Here is a 21,707-nt window from a genome sequence, read left to right on the forward strand (position 1 = left end):
GTAGGACACATCGCGGCGAATGTAAACCGGGCCCGCTAGAACGTCTTGCTCAGCGAGCCCCACACGGTGGCGCGGCCAAGGTAGCGCCCCTTGGCGCTGGTGTACACGGCGCGGTCGGCATTGGTATCGAGATACGCCAGCGCCAGCGCGAAGCCGTGGCCCAGGTCCTTGGTCAGGCCAAGCTTCCAGTCCGCGTACGAGGCCTCGGCCACCTGCACCTTCTGGTAGCCCACGTGCGCATTCAACGTCAGGCCCCAGAACCCGAGCGGAACGTTGGCCGACAGGTCGGCATACCAGCTGTGGCGGCTGTCGGCCAGCCCGAACAAGTTGGTCGGCGCGTAGGAGTATTTCAGCGTCACGGGGCCGTAGCCGATGCCGGCGTACAGCTCGGTGGTGTCGGGGCTGGTGTAGCGGTCGGGATAGCTGCCGGGATAGTAGTACTGCAGCACGCCCACGTCGGTGTTCCAGCCGCTGTCGCCAAATGCATGGCGGTAGCCGCCGTAGAAGTCCATCTCGATCGGCGCGGACACGTCCGGGTGGCTGTCGCCCAGCCAGCTGATGCTGGAGTTCCAGTTGCCGAGGTAGAAGCCGCTGGCATGGCTGTAGTCGAAGCCGCCCTGGATCGCGGGGCGGCCGCTGCTTTGGTTCAGGCCGCGGTAGCGGTAGTCGCTGGCAAGCGCAAGGTTGGCACTGAAGCTGTGGACTGCGGCGTCAGCCGCGTCGGCGGGGGCTTGCGCCAGGACGGGGGTGGCGCTGGCCAGCCACACGGCGGCGGCCAGCGCGGCAGTTGCGGCGTGGCGGCCGGCGGAGATGCGAGGCAAGGTCATGGTCGAAGGTAGCGGGTTGAGGAGCGCGTCCGCATCGGAACGCCCCGCCACGATAGGGACTTCGACATAAAAACGGCGTCAAGAGACGCCGTGACCGTATTGAAATGCGGTAAATGCGCATGTCCGCGCAAGGCGCGAATCTTGCGAGAATGGCCTCGACAGGCTTCCGCGACGGAACCTAGGGGTCAACCGCATGAAACGTGGCGCCGTCGATTGCAAAAAGTACAGACCAGGACATCACGATGATCCGGATCGGTATCTCAGGCTGGCGCTACGCCGGCTGGCGCGGCGTGTTCTATCCCGAGGGGCTGGCGCAGCGGCGCGAGCTCGAATACGCGTCGCGCGCGGTCGAGACCATCGAGATCAACGGTTCGCACTACGCGCTGCAGACGCCGAAAAGCTATCGCGCCTGGCATGAGGCCACGCCGCCGGGCTTCGTGTTCAGCGTCAAGGGCCCGCGCTACCTGACCCACATGCTGCGCTTTCGCGACGATTCGGCGCGGCCGGCGATGGCCAACTTCTTTGCCTCCGGCGTGCTGGCGCTGGAGGAAAAGCTGGGGCCGGTGCTGTGGCAGTTTCCGCCCAACTTCGGCTTCGATCCCGAACGCATGGAACGCTTCCTGTCGCTGATTCCGCACGACACGCACAGCGCCCGCGAACTGGCGCGGCAGCACAACCGCAATGTCAGGGAGCCGTGGTGCGAGACCCGGCGCCGGCGCCCGATCCGGCATGCGGTGGAAATCCGCCACGCCAGCTTCTGCACGCCGGAGTTCCCGGCTTTGCTGCGCCGGCACCGGGTGGCGCTGGTCATCTCGGATGCCGTCGCCGACTGGCCCTATGCCGAGGACGTGACCAGCAATTTCCTGTACCTGCGCCTGCATGGCACCGAGACGCTGTATGGCGGCGCCTATTCCGACGCGGCGCTGGACCGCTGGGCCGCGCGGCTGGTCAAGTGGGCCAATGGCGGCGAGCCCGCCGACGCGCAGCGGATCTCGCCGAAACGGCCGCGGGCCGCCGCGCATCGGGATATCTACTGCTATTTCGATAACGACAAGAAGGTCAAGGCCCCGTTCGATGCGCAACGGCTGCGTGCGCGCATCGAGGAGAAATAGCGCTTATCGCTGAATGCCAGGGGATGCTGGGATCGATGCGGTTGACTTCGCGGATGCGCGGGCCCTCACCCCCGCCCCTCTCCCGCACGCGGGCGAGGGGGAGAAAAGCGCTCAACAAGTGCATGCCGTGGATGGCGCCGTCTTCCACTCAATCCCGAATCCGCGGCATCCACCCGCTCCCTCGCGTGCGCGGGTCTACCGGCAGTTGCCGCTGCAGCGCGGCCTTGGCCAGCATATGGGCGCTGATCGGCGCGGTCAAAAACAGGAAGGCCGTCACCAGCAGCTCGTGCAGGGTGGCGTCGCCGCGGAAGCTGAAATACGCCACCGAGGCCAGCACCACGCCGCCCACGCCCAGCGTGGTCGATTTGGTCGGCCCATGCAGGCGCATGAAGAAATCCGGCAGCCGGAACAGGCCGATGGCCCCCACCAGCATGAACACGCTGCCCACCAGCAGCAGCGCGCAGACAATGAATTCGGCAACGGGATGCAGCATGGGCCGGCTCCTAGTATTCGATGATATCGCCGCGCTGCAGGTACTTGGACAGCGCCACGGTAGCGACAAAGCCCATCACCGCGATCAGCAGCGCGGCCTCGAAGAACACCGCCGAGTCCAGACTGATGCCCAGCACCACGATCAGCGCGATGGCATTGATGTTGAGCGTGTCGAGCGCCACGATGCGATCGGGCAGGCTGGGCCCGCGCAGCAGCCGGCCCAGCGTCAGCAGGAAGGCCAGGCCAAGGATCGCCAGGCAGACCGGTATCACGATGGCAAGCATTGGAAGATCTCCTTGAGCGGGGTTTCATAGCGCGACTTGATCAGCGCGACCAGCGCGGCTTCTTCCTCCAGGTCCAGCACATGGACCAGCAAGGCGCGGCGGTCGTCGCTCAGTTCGGCGCACAGCGTGCCCGGACTGAGCGAGACGATGCTGATCAGCGCGGTGGTGGCGAGTTCATGCTCGACATCGAGCGGCACCACGATAAACGCCGGGCGCAGCCGTGCGGTGCGTCCCAGCACCATCACGGCCACTTCCACGTTGGCCTTGACGATATCGATCAGCACATGGCAGCTCAGGCGCAGGATCAGGTCCGGACGCGACAGGCGGAAGGCGCCCAGCACCAGCCAGCGATCGGCCAGCCGGCCGATGGCCCAGCCCAGCGCCGCGCCCAGCAGCCAGTGGCCCGGCGCGATGCTCTGCGCCAGCATCAGCCACATCAGCATCAGGATCAGGCTCAGCCAGGGATGGGGCAGCAGACGACGCAACATGGCCTACCCCCGCTCGCCGGGCAGCACCGCCCGCAGGTAGGCGGCGCGGTCCAACAGTTGCGCGGCGGCATCCGCCACGTAATCGCTGACCGGACGAGCGCCCACCGTCAGTGCCAGGTTGCCGGCCAGCAGCAGCATGCAGCAGGCCAGCTTGCGCGCGTCCGGCCGCACCCGCAGGCGCGCCGCGCCGGGATGGTCTTCGTCCAGGTATTCGGCGCCTTCGGCGACGCGCTGCGCCTCATGCGGCAGGCGCCACAGCAGCCGCGTGCCGGTGCGCGAGACGGCGATCAGCAGCAGCAGGCTCGAGCCCAGCACCGCCGGCCACAGCAGCGGCATCCATGGCGCCGGCGTGGCGCGCAGGATCATGGCCTTGCCGAGGAAGCCCGACAGCGGCGGCAGGCCCACCGCCGCGACCACGCCCACCACGTACAGCAGCCCGGCCAGGCGCGAGGCAATGACCGGCGCGCCGTCGGTGCGCGCGGCTTCGGGCTCGAGCGCATCGGCCAGCAGGAACAGCGCGGCGGTGCACAGCGTGGTGCTGAGCAGGTAGTACAGCGCCGCGGCCCAGCCGGCCTGGCTTTGCATCGACACGCACGCCGCCAGCAGCCCGACCGACGCCACCACCAGGTAGCTGGTCATGGCGCGCAGCGCCGTCGCGGCCAGCGCGCCCAGTGCCCCGACCGCCAGCGTGGCCAGCGCCAGCGCGAACACCCAGTCGTGCAGGAAGGGCCCCAGCAGCCCCTGCGCGCCGCCGAAGATCAGCGCGTCGCAACGCAGCATGGCATAGATGCCGACCTTGGTCATGATGGCAAACAGCGCCGCCACCGGCCCGGTTGCGCTGCCATAAGCGCGCGGCAGCCAGAAGTACAGCGGGAACAGCGCCGCCTTGAGCGCGAACACCAGCATCAGCATCGCGCCCGCGGCCACCGCCAGCGGCAGGTCCTGGACCGGCAGCCCGGCCAGGCGCAGGCCCAGGTGCGCCATGTTGAGCGTGCCCGAGAGCCCGTACAGCACGCCGATCGCGACCAGGAAGAACGATGACGCCACCAGGTTCAGGATCACGTAGTGCAGGCCAGCGCCGACACGGGCGCGCCCCGCCCCATGGACCAGCAGCGCGTAGGAAGCGATCAGCAGGATCTCGAAGAAGACGAACAGGTTGAACAGGTCGCCCGCCAGGAACGCGCCGTTCAGGCCCATCAGCTGGAACTGGAACAGCGCGTGGAAATGCCGCCCCTGGCGCGCCGTGCCCTCGCCCGCCGCGGCCAGCGCGGCCACCGCCAGCAGCGCGGTCAGCGCCAGCATCATCGCGCTGGTGCGGTCCAGCTGCAGCACGATGCCGAAGGGCGCGCTCCAGTTGCCCATGGCATAGACCGCGATCTCGCCGCCGGCCGCTTGGCGCAGCAGCAGCACCGCTACCGGCACCAGCAGCAGCGCGCCCACCGCGCTGGCTGCGCGCTGCGCGTGCAGTCGCTGGGCCGGCATCGCCGTCAGCAGCGCGCCGGCGAACATCGGGATCAGGATGGGCAGCAGCACGGCATGGTTCATGGCCGCGGCTCCTCGTCGCCAGCGTTGCCGCCCGCGGCGGTGTGGCCGTCGCGCGCCTCCGGCTGGCCGGCGGCGTCGACATGGTCGCTGCCGGTCAGCCCGAGCGAGCGCAGCGCCAGCACCACCGCGAACGCGGTCATGCCGAAGGCAATGACGATCGCGGTCAGCACCAGTGCCTGCGGCAGCGGATCGGCATAGCTGGCTCCGGGCGCGATCACCGGCGGCCGGCCGATCGACAGTCGCCCCATGCCGAGCAGGAACAGGCTGACCGCATACGACAGCAGGGTCAGCCCCAGCACCACCGTGAACACGCGCTCGCGCAGCAGCAGGTAGATGCCGGCGGCGGTCAGGATGCCGATGGCGATGGCGTAGAGCGCTGCCATCAGTCGTCCTCCGTGGCCTGTGCCGGCGGCAGGTTGCGGACGCCCAGGTGAGACACGATCACCAGCGTGGTTCCGGTCACGGTGCAGAACACTCCCAGGTCGAAGATCATGGCCGTGGCCAGCTCCACCTCGCCGATGCCCGGCAGGTGGAAGTGGCCGAAGGCGGTGGTCAGGAACGGATAGCCGAAGGCCAGGCTGCCGAGGCCGGTCAGCCCCGCCAGCAGGATGCCGGCGCCGGCGATGGCGCGGTAGTCCGGCGCGATGCGGGCTTCGGTCCAGCGCACGCCGTTGGCGACGTATTGCAGCAGCAGCGCCACCGAGGTGATCAGCGCCGCGATAAAGCCCCCGCCCGGCTGGTTGTGCCCGCGCAGCAGGATAAAGGCCGCCACCAGCAGCGTCAGCGGCAGCATCAGGCGCGCCAGCATCGCCAGCAGCAGCGGATGCGCCTGGCTGGTCCACGGCAGGCCGTCCGGCGCCGCCGACGGGGTCGGCAGGCGCATGCCCTTGAGCAGGGCCTGTACCGCCAGCCCGGCGACCAGCAGCACGCAGATCTCGCCGAGCGTGTCGAAGCCGCGGAAGTCCACCAGCAGCACGTTGACCACGTTGTGCCCGCCGCCGCCCGGCACCGCCTGCTCGACGTAGAAGGTCGACACCGGGTCATACGGCCGCGTCATCACCGCGTAGGCCGCCACCGCCAGCAGCGTGCCGCCGCCCAGCGCCAGCACGGCGTCGCGCACGCGGCGGCTGGCGCGCGGGCGCTCGTGCGTTTCATGCGGCAGGTAGAACAGCGCCAGCACCAGCACCAGGATCGTCACCACCTCGACCGAGATCTGGGTCAGCGCCAGGTCCGGCGCCGAAAAGCGCAGGAACGCCAGCGACACCATCAGCCCGCAGCCGCTCAGCAGCACCAGCGCCAGCAGCCGCTGCCGGTGCGTCGCCACCACGGCGATCGCACACAGCGCCAGCAATGCCAGCGTGGCGGCGCCGATCGGATCGATGGCGCCGGCAGGCACGCTGCCGGCCAGCGCCGCCAGGTCGGCCAGGAAATAGGCCGGCACCGCCAGCATCGCGAGCAGCATCCACGCGATATAGGTCGGCAGCGAGCCGTTTTCCAGCCAGCGCGTGACCGCCGCGGCAAAGCGTTCCAGCGCGCGCATGCCGTGTTCGAACGAGCGCCGCGCGCTCAGGTGCTCGATCGCCTGCTGCCAGCGCCGCAGCGCGTCGCGGCGCAGGAAGAACAGGGTCGCGCCGCCGGCCATCGACACCAGGCTCATCACCAGCGGCAGGTTGACCCCGTGCCACAGGTTCAGGCTGTATTCGGGCAGCGGCGCGCGCAGCGTCGCCAGCGACGCTGCCGCGAGCAGGTCGCCGACGGTGTAGGCCGGCACCAGCCCGACCACGAGGCAGATCACCACCAGGAATTCCACCGGCACCTTCATAAAGCGCGGCGGCTCGTGCGGCGGGTAGTTGGGCAGGTCGGGCCGGCCCCCGCCAAAGAACACGCCGTAGATGAAGCGCAGCGAATACGCCATGGTCAGCGCGCCGGCCATGGTCGCCGCGGCCGGGATCACCCAGTTGAACTCGCCCAGCAGCCCCTGCGCCAGGGTCTCGCCGAAGAACATTTCCTTGCTGAGGAAGCCGTTGAACAGCGGCACCCCCGCCATCGACAGCGACGCCACGATCGCCAGCACCGCGGTATGCGGCATATAGCGGGCCAGGCCGCGCAGGCGGTCCAGGTCGCGCGTGCCGGTTTCATGGTCGATGATGCCGGCGGCCATGAACAGCGACGCCTTGAACACCGCGTGGTTGATAATGTGGAAGATCGCCGCCACCGTGCTGAGCTGGGTATCGAGGCCGAACAGCAGCGTGATCAGCCCCAGGTGGCTGATGGTGGAATACGCCAGCAGGCCCTTCAGGTCGCGCTGCAGCAGCGCCAGCCCGGCGCCGACGATAAGCGTGGCCAGCCCCGTCATGCTGACCAGGTAGAACCAGCTGTTGGTGCCGTCCAGCACCGGATAGAGCCGCGCCAGCAGGAACACGCCGGCCTTGACCATGGTGGCCGAGTGCAGGTAGGCCGAGACCGGCGTGGGCGCGGCCATCGCGTGCGGCAGCCAGAAGCTGAACGGAAACTGCGCCGACTTGGTGAACACCGCCAGCAGCACCAGCACCAGCATCGGCAGGTAGAGCGGGTGGTGCTGCACCTTGCCGGCCTGCGCCAGCACCACCGACAGCTCGAAGCTGCCGCAGATATGGCCCAGCAGCAGCACCCCCGCCAGCAACGCCAGCCCGCCGCCGCCGGTCACCGCCAGCGCCATGCGCGCGCCCTGGCGCGCATCGGCGCGCCACGACCAGAAGCCGATCAGCAGGAACGACAGGATGCTGGTCAGCTCCCAGAACACCACCAGCAGCAGCAGGTTGCCGGCCAGCACCACGCCCAGCATCGCCGCCATGAACAGCAGCAGCAGGCAGAAGAAGCGCACCGCCGATTCATTGCGCGCCAGGTAGTAGCGCGCGTACAGGATCACCAGCAGGCCCACGCCCAGCACCAGCAGCGCGAACAGGAAGGCCAGCCCGTCGAGGCGCAGCGACAGGTCCAGCCCCAGCGCGGGGAGCCACGCCACGCGCCAGCCCAGTGCATGCCCGGGCTGTGCGAAGACCTCGCCGCGCAGGCTCAGCAGCAGCATCAGCGCGGCCAGCGGCAAGCCGATGATGACCGGCGCCAGCAGCCGCGGGACACGCGTGCCGGTCAACCACGTCAGCGCAGCGGCCAGCAGCGGCAGCGCAATCAGCAGCGGCAGCGCCATGCCCACCCCCATCAACCGTTGCGCGGGCTCGCGGCCGGCAGGTGCCGGCCGGCCTGGCGGCGCATCGCGGGCCGGGTCGCAAACAGGAAGAAGGGTCGGGGCTGGACAGTCGGGGCGGTGGTCATGGTCTGGAGGCTCTGTGCGGACGATACCGGCCGCTACTGTCCGGATTCTGCCGGCATTGCGCCGGCTGTGCCAGTCAATTGGGGCGATACTCGAAAAAAATCATCGTATCGCGCAAGAATCTGAAAGCGGTGTCGCCATGCGCATGCCGGTCGCCGTCCTGGCGGTACGGCCAGATGCAGCGCCGGGCCGGCGCGCCGCGCGCCCCGGCCCCTTCCCGTGCTCAGGGCTTGGGCCGCACCGCGTCCGCGGTGCCCTGGATAAAGGCCTTGATCTTCTCGACGTCCTGCGGCGTCAGCTTGCCGGTGAAGTCCGGCATGCCGCGCGCCATCGCCGGCCCCCTGAACACGACCTTGTCCAGGTTCTCGATGAAGGCGGCGTCGATATAGCCCAGGTTGGGGATGTTGCCGCCGCGGTCGACGCCGGGCACGCCGTGGCACAGCACGCAGTTGCTGACGTACAGCGCGGTGCCGTCCTTGACCAGCGCCGGGTCGTACTTCACGCCCTGCAGCAGCTTGCCGGCACGGTATTCGGCGAAGGCCGGCAGCGGCGCCTTGCCGCCGAGCGCGAAGGTGTAGACCGTGCCCGGGCCTTGCCGGTTGGTGGCGCGCTGCGCCTGCCCGTAGACCCCGCCCCAGCCCACCGCCACCGAGACATACTGCCTGCCGTCGAGCTCGAAGCTGACCGGCGCGGCCACCACGCCGGTGCCGGTGGGCGATTCCCACAGCTTGTCGCCATTGCGCGCGTCATAGGCGACGAAGCGCCCGTCGGCGGTGCCCTGGAACACCAGGTTGCCGGCGGTGGTCAGCGTGCCGCCGTTCCACGGCGAGACCAGCTCCTGCGTCCACGCGGCCTTCTGCTGCACCGGGTCCCACGCAATCAGCCGGCCGAAGGGCTTGCTTTTCGGTGGCTCGGCATTGAGGAACTTGGCCGTGTTCCAGCCCACGTTGCCATGCGGCGTGCCGGGCTTGCCTTCATTGAACTGCCAGCTCTTGTCGTCCATCAGGTTGAGCGGCACGTGCTGCGCCGGCAGGTAGACCAGCCCGGTCTGCGGGTTGAACGACATCGGATGCCAGTTGTGCGCGCCGTACGGGCCGGGGATTGCGTCATAGGCCTTGTCGGCGGCGCGCGCCTCGGGCCGCTCGATCGGGCGGCCGCCGGCGTCATAGCCGGTGGCCCAGTTGACGTCGACGAAGTTCTTCGCCGAGATGAACTTGCCGTTGGTGCGGTCGATGACGAAGAAGAAACCGTTCTTGGGCGCGTGCAGGATGACCTTGCGCAGCTGCCCTTCCAGCTTCAGGTCGGCCAGGATCATCGGCTGGGTCGAGGTGTAGTCCCAGTTGTCGCCGGGGGTCTCCTGGTAGTGCCAGACGTATTTGCCGGTGTCCGGGTTGAGCGCGACGATCGAGGCCAGGTAGAGGTTGTCGCCGCCCGCCGGGCTGCGCTTGCTGCGCGACCAGGGCGCGCCGTTGCCGGTGCCGACGTACATCAGGTTCAGGTCCGGATCGAAGGCCAGCGTGTCCCAGGCCGTGCCGCCGCCGCCCGCCTCCCAGTACTTGCCGCTGGGGTCCCAGGTCTTGGCGGCGGCGGCCATCGATTCGTCCTCGAACGGCCTGGACGGATCGCCGGGGACGGTGAACCAGCGCCACTGCTGCGCGCCGGTGGCGGCGTCGTAGGCGGTGATGTAGCCGCGCACGCCAAACTCCGCGCCGCCGTTGCCGATGATGACCTTGCCCTTGAATACGCGCGGCGCGCCGGTGATGGTGTACGAATAGCGGCGGTCGATGATGGTGTCCTGCTCCCACAGCTTGCGCCCGCTGGCGGCATCGAGCGCGATCAGCCGGCCGTCGTAGGCGGCGACGAACACCTTGCCCTGGTACAGCGCCACGCCGCGGTTGACCACGTCGCAGCAGCCGCGATAGCCGAGCGAACGGTCGACCTTGGGATCGAAGGTCCAGAGCCGCTTGCCGGTGCGCGCATCGACCGCATGCACCACGCTCCACGACGCGGTCACGTACATCACGCCGTCGACCACCAGAGGGGTCGCTTCGACGCCCCGGGTCGACTCCAGGTTATAGCTCCACACCAGCCCCAGGTTGCGCACATTGGCGGTATCGATCTGGCGCAGCCGGCTGAAGCGGGTCTCGGCGTAGTCCAGGCCATGGCTGGGCCAGTCTCGCGTGGTGCCGGCATTGGCGCTGATGAAGGCGCCGTCGACCCTGGCCGCCGCGTTGCGCGGGGCCGCCGCACTGGCGGGCAGGAGTTGCGCCGCCAGTGCCAGGGTGGCCAGCCAGGCGGCGGCGCGGGTCCTGGTTCGGCGCCTGGCGCTGGCAACTTCGGTCGCAACCTCGGTGGCAGATGCGCACGCAAATTCGACGGCAACGGGATCCGTTGCCGGCTTCAACGCATGGCTCATATCGTCTCCTGAAGGGCATTGTTGTTGGAATTCGGGACTGCAGGATTACGGTACTGCGCGATGCCGGGGCGGTGGCCGGGGCCCACCGATCATCGGCGAGCCCTCGCGTTATGGGTACAGGGATAACCCGGATCCGGCGGCACGGCCGGCCCGGCGACCAATATCCACCGGATATCGCCATGGAAGAAATGAATATTGGACGCTGCCGCCCGCCCTGGCTTAGCCTTGGCGCCAGGACAGACCCCGCATCCCTACCCGGAGCCCCCCAACATGAGCCAGTTCCTTCTCTACGAACAGCAGGACCACATCGTCACCCTGACCATGAACGAGCCCGAGCGGCGCAACCCGCTTACCGGCAACACCGCGGTGGCGGAGTTCCTGGCCGCGATCGACCGCATCCATGCCGACCGCAGCGTGCGCGCGGTGGTGATCACCGGCGCCGGCACGGCGTTCTCGTCGGGCGGCAATATCAAGGACATGGAGCGCCAGGCCTCGGGCACGGTGCCGGGCATGGAGATCCGCCAGGACTACCGCTGCGGCATCCAGCGCCTGCCGCTGGCGCTGTTCAACCTGGAAGTGCCGGTGATCGCCGCGGTCAATGGCGCGGCCATGGGCGCGGGGCTGGACCTGGCCTGCATGTGCGATATCCGCATTGCCTCGGAACGGGCGCAGTTCGCCGAGTCCTTCGTCAAGCTGGGCATCATTCCGGGCGACGGCGGCGCGTGGCTGCTGCCGCGCGTGATCGGCCTGTCGCGCGCAGCCGAGATGACCTTCACCGGCCAGCCGATCGACGCCAGGCTGGCGCTCGAATGGAACCTGGTGTCGCGCGTGGTCGCGCCCGACGCGCTGCTGCCCACCGCCTATGAGCTGGCCGGCCGCATCGCCGCCAATCCGCCGCACGCGGTGCGGCTGGCCAAGCGCCTGATGCGCGAAGCCATGCATACCCGGCTGGATACGCTGCTGGAACTGTCGGCCGGCTTCCAGGCGCTGTCGCACCAGACCGCCGATCACCGCGAAGCGGTGCAGGCCTTCCTGGACAAGCGCACGCCGGTCTTTACCGGCAACTGAAGCGGCCGCCGAAATCTCGCTGGCGTGGCCCTATCCCCCCTATCCCGCCACGCCCAGCGCGCCTTCGACATTGCGCACCAGGCTGACCAGGCGCGGACCGATATCTTCCTCCAGCTGTTTGCTCTGCTGGCTGAAAACCGGCACCGACGCGGCGAAGATCCACGCCTCGCCGTCGCGGCGCGTGCGCAGCGGCACGGCCACCGACTCGACTTCGCGGTGCAGGTCGCGATGGCCGCGGCAGAAGCCGTGCTCCTGCAGGTCGCGCGCGGCATCGTCCAGGCGCGCCTGCAGCCAGTCGGCGCGCTGCGGGTCGGTGGCGCGCAACTGGGCCAGGTAGGCCTCGCGCTGCGCCGCCTCCAGCCGCAGCAGGTAGGCGCGGCCCGAGCCGGTGCGCGAGGCCGACACGCGCGTGCCGACCTCGGGCCGGAACACATGGCTGCCGACGCCCTGGGCGATCTCGACATAGGTCAGCGCATGGCCGCTGCCGACGATCAGCTCGACCTGTCCGGCGATATGGTCCGCCAGTTCCTGCATCGCCGGGCGCGCCAGCTGGCGGATCGTCATGCGCGCCAGCGCCGGCGCGGCCAGGTTGATCAGGCCGACGCCGGGCACATAGCGCGACAGCCGTTCCGAGTAATGCAGCAGGCCCAGCCCGCACAGCGTGTCGAGCAGCCGGAACAGGGTCGGCTTGGCCAGCCCGGTGCGCTCCATCAGTTCGCGGCTGCTGAGTTCCTGCACCGTCGGTGAGAAGCAGTTGAGGATCGAGACGCCGCGCGCCAGCGCGCTGACAAGGCGAGCCTCGCCGTCGGCGTCGGCGGATGGCGGGGCCACGGAGGCATGTGGAGCATTAGTCATCGGCGGGCCTGGATCTAAAGTTTTTTGATACGCGCGTCTCAAAACCCGGATGTTGCCCTTCGGCTTTTCGAAAGTCAAACCACACCTTTTAACGTTTACAGGGCGATTTTCCGACGCCAGAATCCCAATTCATCGTATCGGACGAGCACTTTTCGATACTGACGTCTCAATATCCACGCACGACTCGCAACGCCAGCTTTCTCAGGAGACTCCGCATGCAACAAGCCGTCATCGTCGACGCCATCCGCAGCCCGATGGGCCGCTCCAAGCCGGGCTCGGCCTTTACCGAACTCCATGCCACCGAACTGCTGGCGCAGGTGCTCAAGGCGCTGGTCGAGCGCAACCGGCTGGACCCGGGCCTGGTCGACGACGTCATCACCGGATGCGTGACGCAGGCGGGCGAGCAATCCGCCGGCCCCGGCCGGGTGGCATGGCTGGCGGCGGGGTTCCCCGAGCACGTGCCGGCCACCACCATCGACCGCAAGTGCGGCTCCAGCCAGCAGGCGGTGCACTTTGCCGCGCAGGGCATCATGGCCGGCGCCTATGACATCGTCATCGCCTGCGGCATCGAGTCGATGAGCCGGGTGCCGATGGGCTCGGCGCGCATCGGCCAGAACCCGTATGGCCCGTCGATGGAAGCGCGCTACGCGCCAGGCCTGGTGTCGCAGGGCGTGGCGGCCGAACTGGTCGCGGCAAAGTACGAGCTGTCGCGCGGGCAGATGGATAGCTACTCGGCCCGTTCGCACGAACTGGCCGCCGCCGCGCGCGAAAGCGGCGCGTTCCGCCGCGAGATCGTGGGCATCAGCACCCCCAACGGCGTGGTCGAGCACGACGAGACCATCCGTCCCGGCACCTCGGTGGAGAAGCTGGGCACACTGCAGGCGTCGTTCCGCAACGACGAGCTGAGCGCGCGCTTCCCGCAGATCGGCTGGAACGTGACCGCCGGCAATGCCTCGCAGATCAGCGACGGCGCCGCCGCGATGCTGCTGATGAGCGAGGCGATGGCGCAGCGCCTGGGTTTGAAGCCGCGCGCGCGCTTTGTCGCGTTCGACGTCTGCGGCGACGATCCGATCGCGATGCTGACCGCCCCCATCCCCGCCAGCCAGCGCGCGCTCAGGAAGAGCGGCCTGACGCTGGAGCAGATCGACCATTACGAAATCAACGAAGCCTTTGCCTGCGTGCCGCTGGCGTGGCAGCGCGCGCTCGGCGCCGACCCGGCGCGGCTGAACCCGCGCGGCGGCGCGATCGCGCTGGGCCATCCGCTGGGCGCCTCAGGCGTGCGGCTGATGACCACCATGCTGCATGCGCTGGAAGACAGCGGCCAGCGCTATGGCCTGCAGTCGATGTGCGAAGCCGGCGGCATGGCCAACGCCACCATCATCGAGCGCCTGTAAGCAACGCCCTGCCCCATCCCGATTTCCCATCAAGGAGACACACCATGAAACTGACCAATATGTCCGCCGTTGTCACCGGCGGCGCTTCCGGCCTGGGCCTGGCCTGCGTGCGGCGCCTGGTGGAACGCGGCGTCGACGTGGTCATCGCCGACCTGTCCGAAGAGCGCGGCAACGCCGTGGTCGACGAGTTCGGCGGCAAGGTCCGCTTCCTCAAGGCCGACGTGACCGACACCGACCAGATGAACGCGGTCTACGACGCCGCCGAGGCCATCGCCCCGCTGCGCGCGCTGATCCATTGCGCCGGCCTGGGCGGCCCGGTGCGCGTGGTCGAGAAGGACGGCACGCCGGGTTCGCTGGAAAAGTACGAGTCGATCGTGCGCATCAACCTGATCGGCACCTTCAACGCGCTGCGCCTGGGCGCCGCGCGCATGGCGAAGAACGAGCTGGTCGACGGCGAACGCGGCGCCTGCGTGCTGACCGCGTCGGTGGCCGCCTACGAAGGCCAGATCGGCCAGATTCCCTATGCTTCGGCCAAGGCCGGCATCGTCGGCATGACGCTGGTGGCCGCGCGCGACCTGGCGCAGCGCGCAATCCGCGTCTGCACCATCGCCCCGGGGCTGTTCGACACCCCGCTGCTGGCCAAGCTGCCCGAGAACGTGCGCGCCTCGCTCGGCGCCATGGTGCCGCACCCGGCGCGCCTGGGCGCGCCCGACGAATACGCCTCGACCGCGCTGCACATCCTCGAGAACCCCATGCTCAACGGCGAAACCATCCGCCTGGACGGCGCCATTCGCATGGCACCGCGCTGAACCGGCCGACCAGACAGGAGAGAACGCATGAGCGATACCCTGCTGAAGGAAATCCGCGGCAACGTGATGGTGCTGACCATCAACCGTCCCGAGGCCCGCAATGCGATGGACTTCGAGACCGCCACGGCGATTGCCGCCGCGCTGGATGAACTCGATGGGCGCGACGATCTTAGCCTGGCGGTGCTGACCGGTGCCGGCGGCACCTTCTGCTCCGGCATGGACCTGAAAGGCTTCCTGGCCGGCAAGCGCCCGAGCATTCCCGGCCGCGGTTTCGGCGGCGTGACCGAGCAGCCGCCGCGCAAGGTGCTGATTGCCGCGGTCGAGGGCTATGCGCTCGCCGGCGGCTTCGAGCTGGTGCTGGCGTGCGACCTGGTGGTGGCCTCGCGCGCGGCGAAGTTCGGCCTGCCCGAGGTCAAGCGCGGCCTGGCCGCCGCGGCCGGCGGCCTGATCCGCCTGCCGCGCCGCGTGCCCTACCACGTGGCGATGGAATACGCGCTGACCGGCGACATGCTGCCGGCCGAGCGCGCCTACGAGCTGGGCCTGGTCAACCGCCTGACCGATGCCGGCGGCGCGCTCGACGCCGCGCTGCAGCTGGCCGATGCGGTCGGCGCCAACGGGCCGCTGGCCATTGCCGCCAGCAAGCAGGTGGTGGCGCAGTCGGGCGACTGGAGCCGCGAGGAAATGTTCGCGCGGCAGAAACCGCTGATCGATCCGGTCTTTACTTCCGCCGACGCACGCGAAGGCGCGGCGGCCTTCGCCGAGAAGCGCAAACCGGTATGGACGGGCAAGTAAGAGCTTCCGCCCTGACCTGAGAACGGCCGGCCGCAAGCCGGCCGTTCTTGCCTTGCCAAGCAGCACACAGACCACAACATGGAGGAGACCCATGGCACCCAAGCTGCCCTCATCGCTGTCCAACGCCAGCGCAGCACTGCTGCTGGCCGCTGCCGCGGCGCTGCCCTGCACCGCCCATGCCGCGGCCTGGCCCGAGCGTCCCATCACCATCATCGTGCCCGGCGCGCCCGGCGGCACCACCGATATCCCGACGCGGCTGGTGGCGCAGAAGCTGTCGGCCATCCTGGGCCAGCCGGTGGTGGTCGACAACAAGCCCGGCAGCGGCGGCATCATCGGCACCCAGGCCTTCATGCGCGCGGCGCCGGACGGCTACACGCTGCTGGTCGGCAATACCGGCTCGCATGCGATCAACTACAGCGCCTACAAGCAGCTGTCCTACCAGCCGCAGGATTTCCTGCCGCTGACCGACCTGATCTCGTTTGCCAATGTGCTGGTGGTCGGCGCCCAGGCGCCGGTGCGCAGCGTGGCCGAGCTGGTGGCGCAGCTCAAGCAGTCGCCGGGCAAGTATTCCTATGCCTCGGCCGGCATCGGCCAGACCACGCACCTGACCGCGGAACTGTTCCGGCTGCGCACCGGCACCGAGGTCATCCACGTGCCGTACAAAGGATCGACACCGGCCACCACTTCGGTGCTGGCGGGCGAAACCACCTTCATGTTCGACAACCTGACCCAGGCGCTGCCGCAGATTCGCGCCGGCAAGCTGCGCGCGCTGGCGGTGACCAGCGCCGAGCGCCTGCCCGCGCTGCCCGAGGTGCCCACCATGGCGCAAGCCGGCATCAAGGACTTCGTCGTGATGGGATGGCTGGGCTTCTTCGCCCCGGCCAAAACCCCGCCGGCGGTTGCCGCGGCGCTGCAGGAGGCGCTGGGCAAGGCCATGCGCGATGCCGAGGTGGCGGCCCGCTTCCGCGACATGGGCGGCACCCCGGGCGGCGAGCCGCAGCCGAAGTTCGCCGCGCTGGTCCGCGGCGAGATCCAGCGCTGGGGCGAGACCATCCGCGCGTCAAAGGTCAGCCTGGACTGATCGCCGGGCCTTGCCGGGCCGCCTTTGCCAAATCGGAAGGCGGCCCGGCCCAAAGCCAAATTGACACGGCCGGGCGCCGCGGCATACCCTCGCCTTACCCTGCGGTATATTCAGTGCCCGCTTAAATTCCAGACATTGCAGACATGGAAGGCGCCCGGGGGCTCACAACGATAACGAAACCCCGCGACGAGACCTACCGTGCCCCTCTCCCCCGCACCTACCCCGTCTTCATCCCCGTCCCGCTTCGAGGGCCTGCGCCCGGCGCTGCCGATCCTGCTCGGCGCTTCGGTGATGCTGAGCCTGGCCATGGGCCTGCGCCAGAGCCTGGGCATCTTCATGCCGCCGCTGACGCGCGATATCGGCATCTCGGTGTCGGATTTCACCGTCGCCATCGCCGTGCAGAACCTGGCGTGGGGCCTGCTGCAGCCGCTCGCAGGTGCCTGGGCCACGCGTATCGGCTTCCGGCCGCTGATGATGGCGGGGTCGCTGCTGTACGTGATCGGGCTGGTGCTGCTGGCGACCGCGCACAGCCTGGTCGGCGTCACGCTGGGCGCGGGCGTGGCCATCGGCGCATCGATGGCCTGCACCGGCAGCGCGCTGGCGATGGCGGTGGCGGCGCGGCCGGTGCCGGCGGCGCTGCGCAGCACGGTGCTGGGGCTGGTGTCGGGCGCCGGCTCGCTGGGGGCGCTGCTGGCGGCGCCGATCGGGCAGATGGTGACGCAGGCCTATGGCTGGCGCACCGGGCTGGCCGCATTCGTGCTGCTGGCGCTGGTGATGCTGCCGGCGGCGTGGTCGGCCGGGCGCGTCGACCGGCTGCCGCTGGCGACGCCGGCGGGCATCGGCCAGGACAATGCGCGCCAGGCGCTGGGCACCGCGCTGCGCCACGCGCCGTTCGTGGTGATGGCGCAGGCCTACTTTGTCTGCGGCATGCAGCTGGTGTTCCTGACCACGCACCTGCCGTCGTATCTCGATGTGTGCGGCATGGACCCGATGCTCAGCGCCGAGGCGCTGGGCGTGATCGGCGGCTTCAACGTGCTGGGCAGCATCTTCTTCGGCTGGGCCGGCGGCCGCTACAACAAGCTGATGCTGCTGGGCGGCATCTATACGCTGCGTTCGCTGGCGCTGACGTGGTATTTCTCGTCGGCGCCGACACCGCAGAGCACGCTGGTGTTCGCCGCGGTGATGGGCTTCCTGTGGCTGGGCGTGGCGCCGCTGGTGTCGGGCTGGATCGCCGAGACCTTCGGCCTGCGCTGGCAGGCGATGCTGGGCGGCGTGGCCTTTTTCAGCCACCAGATCGGCAGCTTTGTCGGCGCCTTCGGCGGCGGGCTGGTCTATGACGCGCTCGGCTCCTATACCGTGGCGTGGCAGGCCGGCGTCGCGCTGGGGCTGGCGGCGGGGCTCGCGCAGATCGCTTTCGCGGTGGTGACCCGGCCGCGGCCGCCGTTGATGGCCACGTCCTGAGCGGGGCGGCGGTAAGAACGGGCGCGCATTGTAAATCTGGCGTCACGCGGCGACGCGTGCGGCGTGCGCCCGCGGGGGCGCGCGGCTGGAACGGTTCGTGCCTGTCTGCGCAGAGACGCAACGTTCAGACCAAGGAGGCCCCCATGACCTCGACCGAACAGGAAATCCTGGTGTGCGGCCCGGAAGATGGCCGCTGGCATCTGGAAATGCGCACCGGCAATGGCGCACCGGAGCGGCTCGACGGCGAGTTCGACTCGCCCGAGATGGCGATCGCCGCCGCCCAGCAGGTCTATCCGTCGATTCCGGTACGCGTGACCGATATCTCCGGCGCGCCGGCCCCGTCGGCGCCCGCGCATGAAGGCTCGCTGACCGACCACCACTACGGCGGCCACAGCGTGACCCGCGACGAGAAGCTGACCGGCCGCGCACATCCGTCCAGCGACACCTCGCAGCCGCCGCCGGGCCCGCACCCCTACCAGCCCACCGATCTCGGCAACCTGCCCCCGGGCACGCCGCGCCACGGCATGTACGGCGTCGCGTCGAGCCCGGCCGAGGCCGAGGCCGCCGACCGCAGGGACCAGGCGGCGCGTCGCCCCACCGGCTCGCGCGACGCCGAAGACTAGGGCCGGCGGCGCCAGCGGGCGGCAGCACGTACAATCGCGGTTTTCCCATCGCCTCGCCGCCCTGCCGCCATGACCACCCTCGGAACGCCCCTTTCCCCCTCCGCCACCAAAGTGATGCTGCTCGGCTCCGGCGAGCTCGGCAAGGAGGTGCTGATCGCGCTGCAGCGCCTGGGCGTGGAGACCATCGCCGTCGACCGCTATGACAACGCGCCTGGCCAGCAGGTCGCGCATCATGCGCGCACCATCGCCATGAGCGACCCGGACCAGCTCAAGGCCCTGATCGAGGCCGAGAAGCCGCACCTGGTGGTGCCCGAGATCGAGGCCATCGCCACGCCGATGCTGGAAACGCTGGAAGCCGCCGGCACCGTGCGCGTGATTCCGACCGCGCGCGCCGCGCGCCTGACCATGGACCGCGAAGGCATCCGCCGGCTCGCCGCCGAGTCGCTCGGCCTGCCCACCAGCCCCTACAAGTTCTGCGATTCGCTCGAGGAACTGCAGGCCGCGATCGATGGCGGCATCGGCTACCCGTGCGTGGTCAAGCCGGTGATGAGCAGCTCGGGCAAGGGCCAGAGCAAGATCGACGGCCCCGAGGGCGTGCAGGCGGCGTGGGACTACGCCATGGCCGGCGGCCGCGTCAGCCACGGCCGCGTGATCGTCGAGGGCTTTATCGATTTCGACTACGAGATCACGCTGCTGACGGTGCGCGCGGTGGGCGCCAGCGGCCAGGTGGAAACGCAGTTCTGCGCGCCGATCGGCCACGTGCAGGTCAGCGGCGACTACGTCGAGAGCTGGCAGCCGCAGCCGATGCACCCGGCCGCGCTCGAAAGCGCGCAGCGCATCGCGCAGACGGTCACCGCCGACCTGGGCGGCATGGGCCTGTTCGGCGTCGAGCTGTTCGTCAAGGGCGAGCAGGTCTGGTTCAGCGAGGTCAGCCCGCGCCCGCACGACACCGGCATGGTCACCATGGCCACGCAATGGCAGAACGAGTTCGAGCTGCATGCCCGCGCCATCCTCGGCCTGCCGGTCGACACCACGCTGCGCAGCCCCGGCGCCAGCGCCGTGATCTACGGCGGCGTGGAAGCCCAGGGGGTGGTCTTCGACGGCGTCGACCAGGCCTTGCGCGTGCCGCAGACCGAGCTGCGGCTGTTCGGCAAGCCTGAGAGCTTCGCTCGCCGCCGCATGGGCGTGGCGCTGGCCTATGCCGACGACGTCGACACCGCGCGCACGCGCGCCAAGGAAGCCGCCAGCCGCGTGCGCCCGCGCGCGGTCGGCTGAGCCGCGCCTCCCGGCATCCCGCTACATCCCCGCTACATCCCCCGCTACATCGGATGGCTGCCCGCGGCGGCGCCGTTGGCCGGGGCATGCTGGACCGCCTGCGCGGCCGCCACCTGCGCCGCGGCCAGCACCGGCGCGATGCGCACGCCGTTCAGGTCGGCGCCAGACGGCGCCTGGTACAGCCGCAGCCCCAGTTCCGGCAGGATCGCCAGCAGGTGGTCGAACACATCGCCCTGGATGCGCTCGTAGTCCATCCACGCGGTGAGCGCGGTGAAGCAGTAGATCTCGACCGGGATGCCCTGCGAATCGGGCTCCATCATGCGCACGTTCAGCAGCAGGTCGTGGTGGATCTCGGGGTGTGCCTTCAGGTAGGCGATGCCATAGGCGCGGAAGGTGCCGATATTGGTCAGCCGGCGCCGGTTGACCGGGTCGTTGCCGGCGGCGATCAGCAGCCGGTTGGCCTCGTCGACCTCGCGCTGCTTTTCTTCCAGGTAGTCGTGCAGCAGGCGAAAGCGCATCAGCGCGTGGACCTCGCGGTCTTCGAGGAAGCGCACGCTGCCGGCATCGAGCCGCAAGGTGCGCTTGATCCGGCGCGCGCCGGACTCGAACATCTGGCGGTAGTTGCGATAGCTTTCCGAGAACAGCTTGTAGGTCGGCACCGTGGTCACGGTGTTGTCCCAGTTCTGCACCTTGACCGTATGCAGCGCGATGTCCTTGACGTAGCCGTCGGCGTTGCACTGGGGCATTTCGATCCAGTCGCCGATGCGCAGCATGTCGTTGGAAGTCAGCTGCGTGCTCGCGACCAGCGACAGCAGCGTGTCCTTGAACACCAGCAGCAGCACCGCCGACAAGGCCCCCAGGCCAGACAGCATCCACAGCGGCGAGCGGTTGATCAGGATCGACAGCACCAGCACGGCGCACACCAGCCCCAGCCCCAGCCGGCCCACCTGGATATAGCCCTTGATCGAGCGCGTCTGTGCCCGGCGGCTGCTGGCGTACACGTCCTGCCAGGCGCCCAGCACGCCGCCCAGCATCAGGAAGAAGCACACCCACAGGCTGGCATGCGCGAGGCGCTCGATCGCCAGCGCATAGCGGCCCATGTGCGGCACTTCGCCAATGCCGACGGTGATCACGGCAAAGCCCACCGCGTAGCCGAAACGCCGGTAGGCGCGATGGCGCGTCAGCGCCGTGCTCCACGGGGTCTTGCCCCACACCTTCAGCAGCCGGTGGGCGATGCGCGACATCACATGGCCGAACAGCCATTGCGCCAGCGCGGCGATCAGGCATAGCGCGACCAGGTACAGCGCGATCTGCGCCCACGGGTGGGCGGGAATACGTTGCTGGAACAGCTCCAGCAGGGCATCGAAATTCATGGCGGGGGCGACTCCGGCCTTTGACTAGGCCAGATAGTGTACCGAACGCGCCCGCCATCCCTGCATGCCATGCGGATGCGGGCTAGGCCGGCAGCAACTTCAACCCGCCGATGCCGACGAAGATCAGCCCGATCAGCGCCAGCCGCAGCGGCGACGCGCTCTCGCCCAGAAACAGGATGCCGATCAGCGTCACGCCGATCGCGCCGATGCCGGTCCAGATCGCGTAGGCCGTCCCCACCGGCAGGTGCCGCAGGGCCGCGCTGAGCAGGTAGATGCTGGCCAGCGCGGCGCCGATGCCCAGCGCCGTCGGGCCCAGGCGGGTCCAGCCGTCGGTATGTTTCAGCGCCAGCGCCATCACGATCTCGATCAGCCCGGCCAGCACCAGCAGCGTCCACGCCATCGCCATGTTTTCCTCCCTGAGCCCGGCGCGCGCCGGCAACCATTGCCGGCCACGCCCAGCCACTGTAGGCTGTGCGGATCCGCACGGGAACTGGCCAATCGT

Annotated in this window: 20 protein-coding genes; 9 read left to right on the forward strand and 11 right to left on the reverse strand. The window is 69.3% G+C overall.

Going from position 1 to position 21,707, the window contains the following annotated elements:
- Positions 1-35: 35 nt before the first annotated feature.
- Positions 36-827: a TorF family putative porin gene (locus tag GA0116996_RS27465; protein ID WP_092318169.1), complete on the reverse strand. Its 792-nt coding sequence runs from the start codon at positions 825-827 to the stop codon at positions 36-38.
- A gap of 242 nt (positions 828-1,069) precedes the next feature.
- On the opposite strand from GA0116996_RS27465, the gene GA0116996_RS27470 reads away from it, so the two are divergent.
- Positions 1,070-1,939 (forward strand): DUF72 domain-containing protein, encoded by an 870-nt coding sequence (locus GA0116996_RS27470; RefSeq protein ID WP_092318172.1) that lies wholly within the window; start codon positions 1,070-1,072, stop codon positions 1,937-1,939.
- 148 nt (positions 1,940-2,087) lie between these two features.
- Here GA0116996_RS27470 and GA0116996_RS27475 read toward each other — a convergent pair whose 3' ends face one another.
- The 7 genes from GA0116996_RS27475 to GA0116996_RS27505 all read right to left on the reverse strand — a co-directional run bounded on the left by GA0116996_RS27475 (position 2,088) and on the right by GA0116996_RS27505 (position 10,474).
- A complete protein-coding gene (locus tag GA0116996_RS27475) occupies positions 2,088-2,432 on the reverse strand; it encodes a Na+/H+ antiporter subunit G (RefSeq protein ID WP_062799472.1) in 345 nt (114 codons plus the stop codon).
- 10 nt (positions 2,433-2,442) lie between these two features.
- Positions 2,443-2,715, reverse strand: a complete 273-nt coding sequence (locus GA0116996_RS27480) for a K+/H+ antiporter subunit F (RefSeq protein WP_025586311.1) — start codon at positions 2,713-2,715, stop codon at positions 2,443-2,445.
- Positions 2,700-3,203: a Na+/H+ antiporter subunit E gene (locus GA0116996_RS27485; RefSeq protein ID WP_092318175.1), complete on the reverse strand. Its 504-nt coding sequence runs from the start codon at positions 3,201-3,203 to the stop codon at positions 2,700-2,702. Before GA0116996_RS27485 ends, GA0116996_RS27480 begins: the two co-directional genes overlap by 16 nt.
- A 3-nt stretch (positions 3,204-3,206) precedes the next feature.
- Positions 3,207-4,748 (reverse strand): monovalent cation/H+ antiporter subunit D, encoded by a 1,542-nt coding sequence (locus GA0116996_RS27490; protein WP_092318178.1) that lies wholly within the window; start codon positions 4,746-4,748, stop codon positions 3,207-3,209.
- Complete coding sequence (locus tag GA0116996_RS27495) at positions 4,745-5,131, reverse strand: Na+/H+ antiporter subunit C (RefSeq protein ID WP_092318181.1); 387 nt, start codon at positions 5,129-5,131, stop codon at positions 4,745-4,747. Before GA0116996_RS27495 ends, GA0116996_RS27490 begins: the two co-directional genes overlap by 4 nt.
- Positions 5,131-7,935: a monovalent cation/H+ antiporter subunit A gene (locus tag GA0116996_RS27500; protein WP_092318234.1), complete on the reverse strand. Its 2,805-nt coding sequence runs from the start codon at positions 7,933-7,935 to the stop codon at positions 5,131-5,133. The genes GA0116996_RS27495 and GA0116996_RS27500 overlap by 1 nt, the downstream gene beginning before the upstream one ends.
- 346 nt (positions 7,936-8,281) lie before the next feature.
- Positions 8,282-10,474 carry a PQQ-dependent dehydrogenase, methanol/ethanol family gene (locus GA0116996_RS27505; RefSeq protein WP_092318183.1) on the reverse strand — a complete coding sequence of 731 codons (2,193 nt, stop codon included), beginning with the start codon at positions 10,472-10,474 and terminating at the stop codon, positions 8,282-8,284.
- Positions 10,475-10,744: 270 nt separating this feature from the next.
- Between GA0116996_RS27505 and GA0116996_RS27510 the strand changes: the two genes are divergently transcribed.
- Positions 10,745-11,542, forward strand: coding sequence for a crotonase/enoyl-CoA hydratase family protein (locus GA0116996_RS27510; protein WP_092318186.1), 798 nt, complete (start codon positions 10,745-10,747; stop codon positions 11,540-11,542).
- 39 nt (positions 11,543-11,581) lie between these two features.
- Here the strand turns inward: GA0116996_RS27510 and GA0116996_RS27515 are convergent, their stop codons facing one another.
- A complete protein-coding gene (locus tag GA0116996_RS27515; RefSeq protein ID WP_092318189.1) occupies positions 11,582-12,397 on the reverse strand; it encodes an IclR family transcriptional regulator in 816 nt (271 codons plus the stop codon).
- A gap of 215 nt (positions 12,398-12,612) precedes the next feature.
- Here GA0116996_RS27515 and GA0116996_RS27520 point away from each other — a divergent pair, with 215 nt between their 5' ends.
- The 7 genes from GA0116996_RS27520 (at position 12,613) to purT (ending at position 19,832) form a co-directional block, all read left to right on the forward strand.
- Positions 12,613-13,791 carry a thiolase family protein gene (locus tag GA0116996_RS27520; RefSeq protein ID WP_092318192.1) on the forward strand — a complete coding sequence of 393 codons (1,179 nt, stop codon included), beginning with the start codon at positions 12,613-12,615 and terminating at the stop codon, positions 13,789-13,791.
- A gap of 44 nt (positions 13,792-13,835) precedes the next feature.
- On the forward strand, positions 13,836-14,600 hold the full coding sequence (locus GA0116996_RS27525; RefSeq protein ID WP_092318195.1) for an SDR family NAD(P)-dependent oxidoreductase: 765 nt from the start codon (positions 13,836-13,838) through the stop codon (positions 14,598-14,600).
- Positions 14,601-14,627: 27 nt separating this feature from the next.
- On the forward strand, positions 14,628-15,392 hold the full coding sequence (locus GA0116996_RS27530; RefSeq protein ID WP_092318198.1) for a crotonase/enoyl-CoA hydratase family protein: 765 nt from the start codon (positions 14,628-14,630) through the stop codon (positions 15,390-15,392).
- A 91-nt stretch (positions 15,393-15,483) separates the two neighbouring features.
- Entirely contained in the window at positions 15,484-16,473 is a 990-nt protein-coding gene (locus GA0116996_RS27535; protein ID WP_092318201.1) for a Bug family tripartite tricarboxylate transporter substrate binding protein, read from the forward strand.
- A 291-nt stretch (positions 16,474-16,764) separates the two neighbouring features.
- Positions 16,765-17,934 (forward strand): MFS transporter, encoded by a 1,170-nt coding sequence (locus GA0116996_RS27540; protein WP_167355558.1) that lies wholly within the window; start codon positions 16,765-16,767, stop codon positions 17,932-17,934.
- A gap of 143 nt (positions 17,935-18,077) precedes the next feature.
- A complete protein-coding gene (locus GA0116996_RS27545; RefSeq protein WP_092318207.1) occupies positions 18,078-18,557 on the forward strand; it encodes a hypothetical protein in 480 nt (159 codons plus the stop codon).
- Between the two features lie 69 nt (positions 18,558-18,626).
- Complete coding sequence (purT, locus tag GA0116996_RS27550) at positions 18,627-19,832, forward strand: formate-dependent phosphoribosylglycinamide formyltransferase (RefSeq protein ID WP_092318210.1); 1,206 nt, start codon at positions 18,627-18,629, stop codon at positions 19,830-19,832.
- A gap of 44 nt (positions 19,833-19,876) precedes the next feature.
- Here the strand turns inward: purT and GA0116996_RS27555 are convergent, their stop codons facing one another.
- Positions 19,877-21,205 (reverse strand): mechanosensitive ion channel family protein, encoded by a 1,329-nt coding sequence (locus GA0116996_RS27555; protein WP_092318213.1) that lies wholly within the window; start codon positions 21,203-21,205, stop codon positions 19,877-19,879.
- Positions 21,206-21,287: 82 nt separating this feature from the next.
- A complete protein-coding gene (locus GA0116996_RS27560) occupies positions 21,288-21,605 on the reverse strand; it encodes a DMT family transporter (protein WP_092318237.1) in 318 nt (105 codons plus the stop codon).
- Between the last annotated feature and the right edge of the window lie 102 nt (positions 21,606-21,707).

Source organism: Cupriavidus alkaliphilus, assembly GCF_900094595.1.
GTDB lineage: Bacteria > Pseudomonadota > Gammaproteobacteria > Burkholderiales > Burkholderiaceae > Cupriavidus > Cupriavidus alkaliphilus.

What these genes read in the sequence shown, in the direction of transcription:
- GA0116996_RS27465 (WP_092318169.1), bottom strand. Translation starts at nt 827, where the DNA reads ATGACCTTGCCTCGCATCTCCGCCGGCCGCCACGCCGCAACTGCCGCG.
- GA0116996_RS27470 (WP_092318172.1), top strand. Translation starts at nt 1,070, where the DNA reads ATGATCCGGATCGGTATCTCAGGCTGGCGCTACGCCGGCTGGCGCGGC.
- GA0116996_RS27475 (WP_062799472.1), bottom strand. Translation starts at nt 2,432, where the DNA reads ATGCTGCATCCCGTTGCCGAATTCATTGTCTGCGCGCTGCTGCTGGTG.
- GA0116996_RS27480 (WP_025586311.1), bottom strand. Translation starts at nt 2,715, where the DNA reads ATGCTTGCCATCGTGATACCGGTCTGCCTGGCGATCCTTGGCCTGGCC.
- GA0116996_RS27485 (WP_092318175.1), bottom strand. Translation starts at nt 3,203, where the DNA reads ATGTTGCGTCGTCTGCTGCCCCATCCCTGGCTGAGCCTGATCCTGATG.
- GA0116996_RS27490 (WP_092318178.1), bottom strand. Translation starts at nt 4,748, where the DNA reads ATGAACCATGCCGTGCTGCTGCCCATCCTGATCCCGATGTTCGCCGGC.
- GA0116996_RS27495 (WP_092318181.1), bottom strand. Translation starts at nt 5,131, where the DNA reads ATGGCAGCGCTCTACGCCATCGCCATCGGCATCCTGACCGCCGCCGGC.
- GA0116996_RS27500 (WP_092318234.1), bottom strand. Translation starts at nt 7,935, where the DNA reads ATGGCGCTGCCGCTGCTGATTGCGCTGCCGCTGCTGGCCGCTGCGCTG.
- GA0116996_RS27505 (WP_092318183.1), bottom strand. Translation starts at nt 10,474, where the DNA reads ATGAGCCATGCGTTGAAGCCGGCAACGGATCCCGTTGCCGTCGAATTT.
- GA0116996_RS27510 (WP_092318186.1), top strand. Translation starts at nt 10,745, where the DNA reads ATGAGCCAGTTCCTTCTCTACGAACAGCAGGACCACATCGTCACCCTG.
- GA0116996_RS27515 (WP_092318189.1), bottom strand. Translation starts at nt 12,397, where the DNA reads ATGACTAATGCTCCACATGCCTCCGTGGCCCCGCCATCCGCCGACGCC.
- GA0116996_RS27520 (WP_092318192.1), top strand. Translation starts at nt 12,613, where the DNA reads ATGCAACAAGCCGTCATCGTCGACGCCATCCGCAGCCCGATGGGCCGC.
- GA0116996_RS27525 (WP_092318195.1), top strand. Translation starts at nt 13,836, where the DNA reads ATGAAACTGACCAATATGTCCGCCGTTGTCACCGGCGGCGCTTCCGGC.
- GA0116996_RS27530 (WP_092318198.1), top strand. Translation starts at nt 14,628, where the DNA reads ATGAGCGATACCCTGCTGAAGGAAATCCGCGGCAACGTGATGGTGCTG.
- GA0116996_RS27535 (WP_092318201.1), top strand. Translation starts at nt 15,484, where the DNA reads ATGGCACCCAAGCTGCCCTCATCGCTGTCCAACGCCAGCGCAGCACTG.
- GA0116996_RS27540 (WP_167355558.1), top strand. Translation starts at nt 16,765, where the DNA reads ATGCTGAGCCTGGCCATGGGCCTGCGCCAGAGCCTGGGCATCTTCATG.
- GA0116996_RS27545 (WP_092318207.1), top strand. Translation starts at nt 18,078, where the DNA reads ATGACCTCGACCGAACAGGAAATCCTGGTGTGCGGCCCGGAAGATGGC.
- purT (WP_092318210.1), top strand. Translation starts at nt 18,627, where the DNA reads ATGACCACCCTCGGAACGCCCCTTTCCCCCTCCGCCACCAAAGTGATG.
- GA0116996_RS27555 (WP_092318213.1), bottom strand. Translation starts at nt 21,205, where the DNA reads ATGAATTTCGATGCCCTGCTGGAGCTGTTCCAGCAACGTATTCCCGCC.
- GA0116996_RS27560 (WP_092318237.1), bottom strand. Translation starts at nt 21,605, where the DNA reads ATGGCGTGGACGCTGCTGGTGCTGGCCGGGCTGATCGAGATCGTGATG.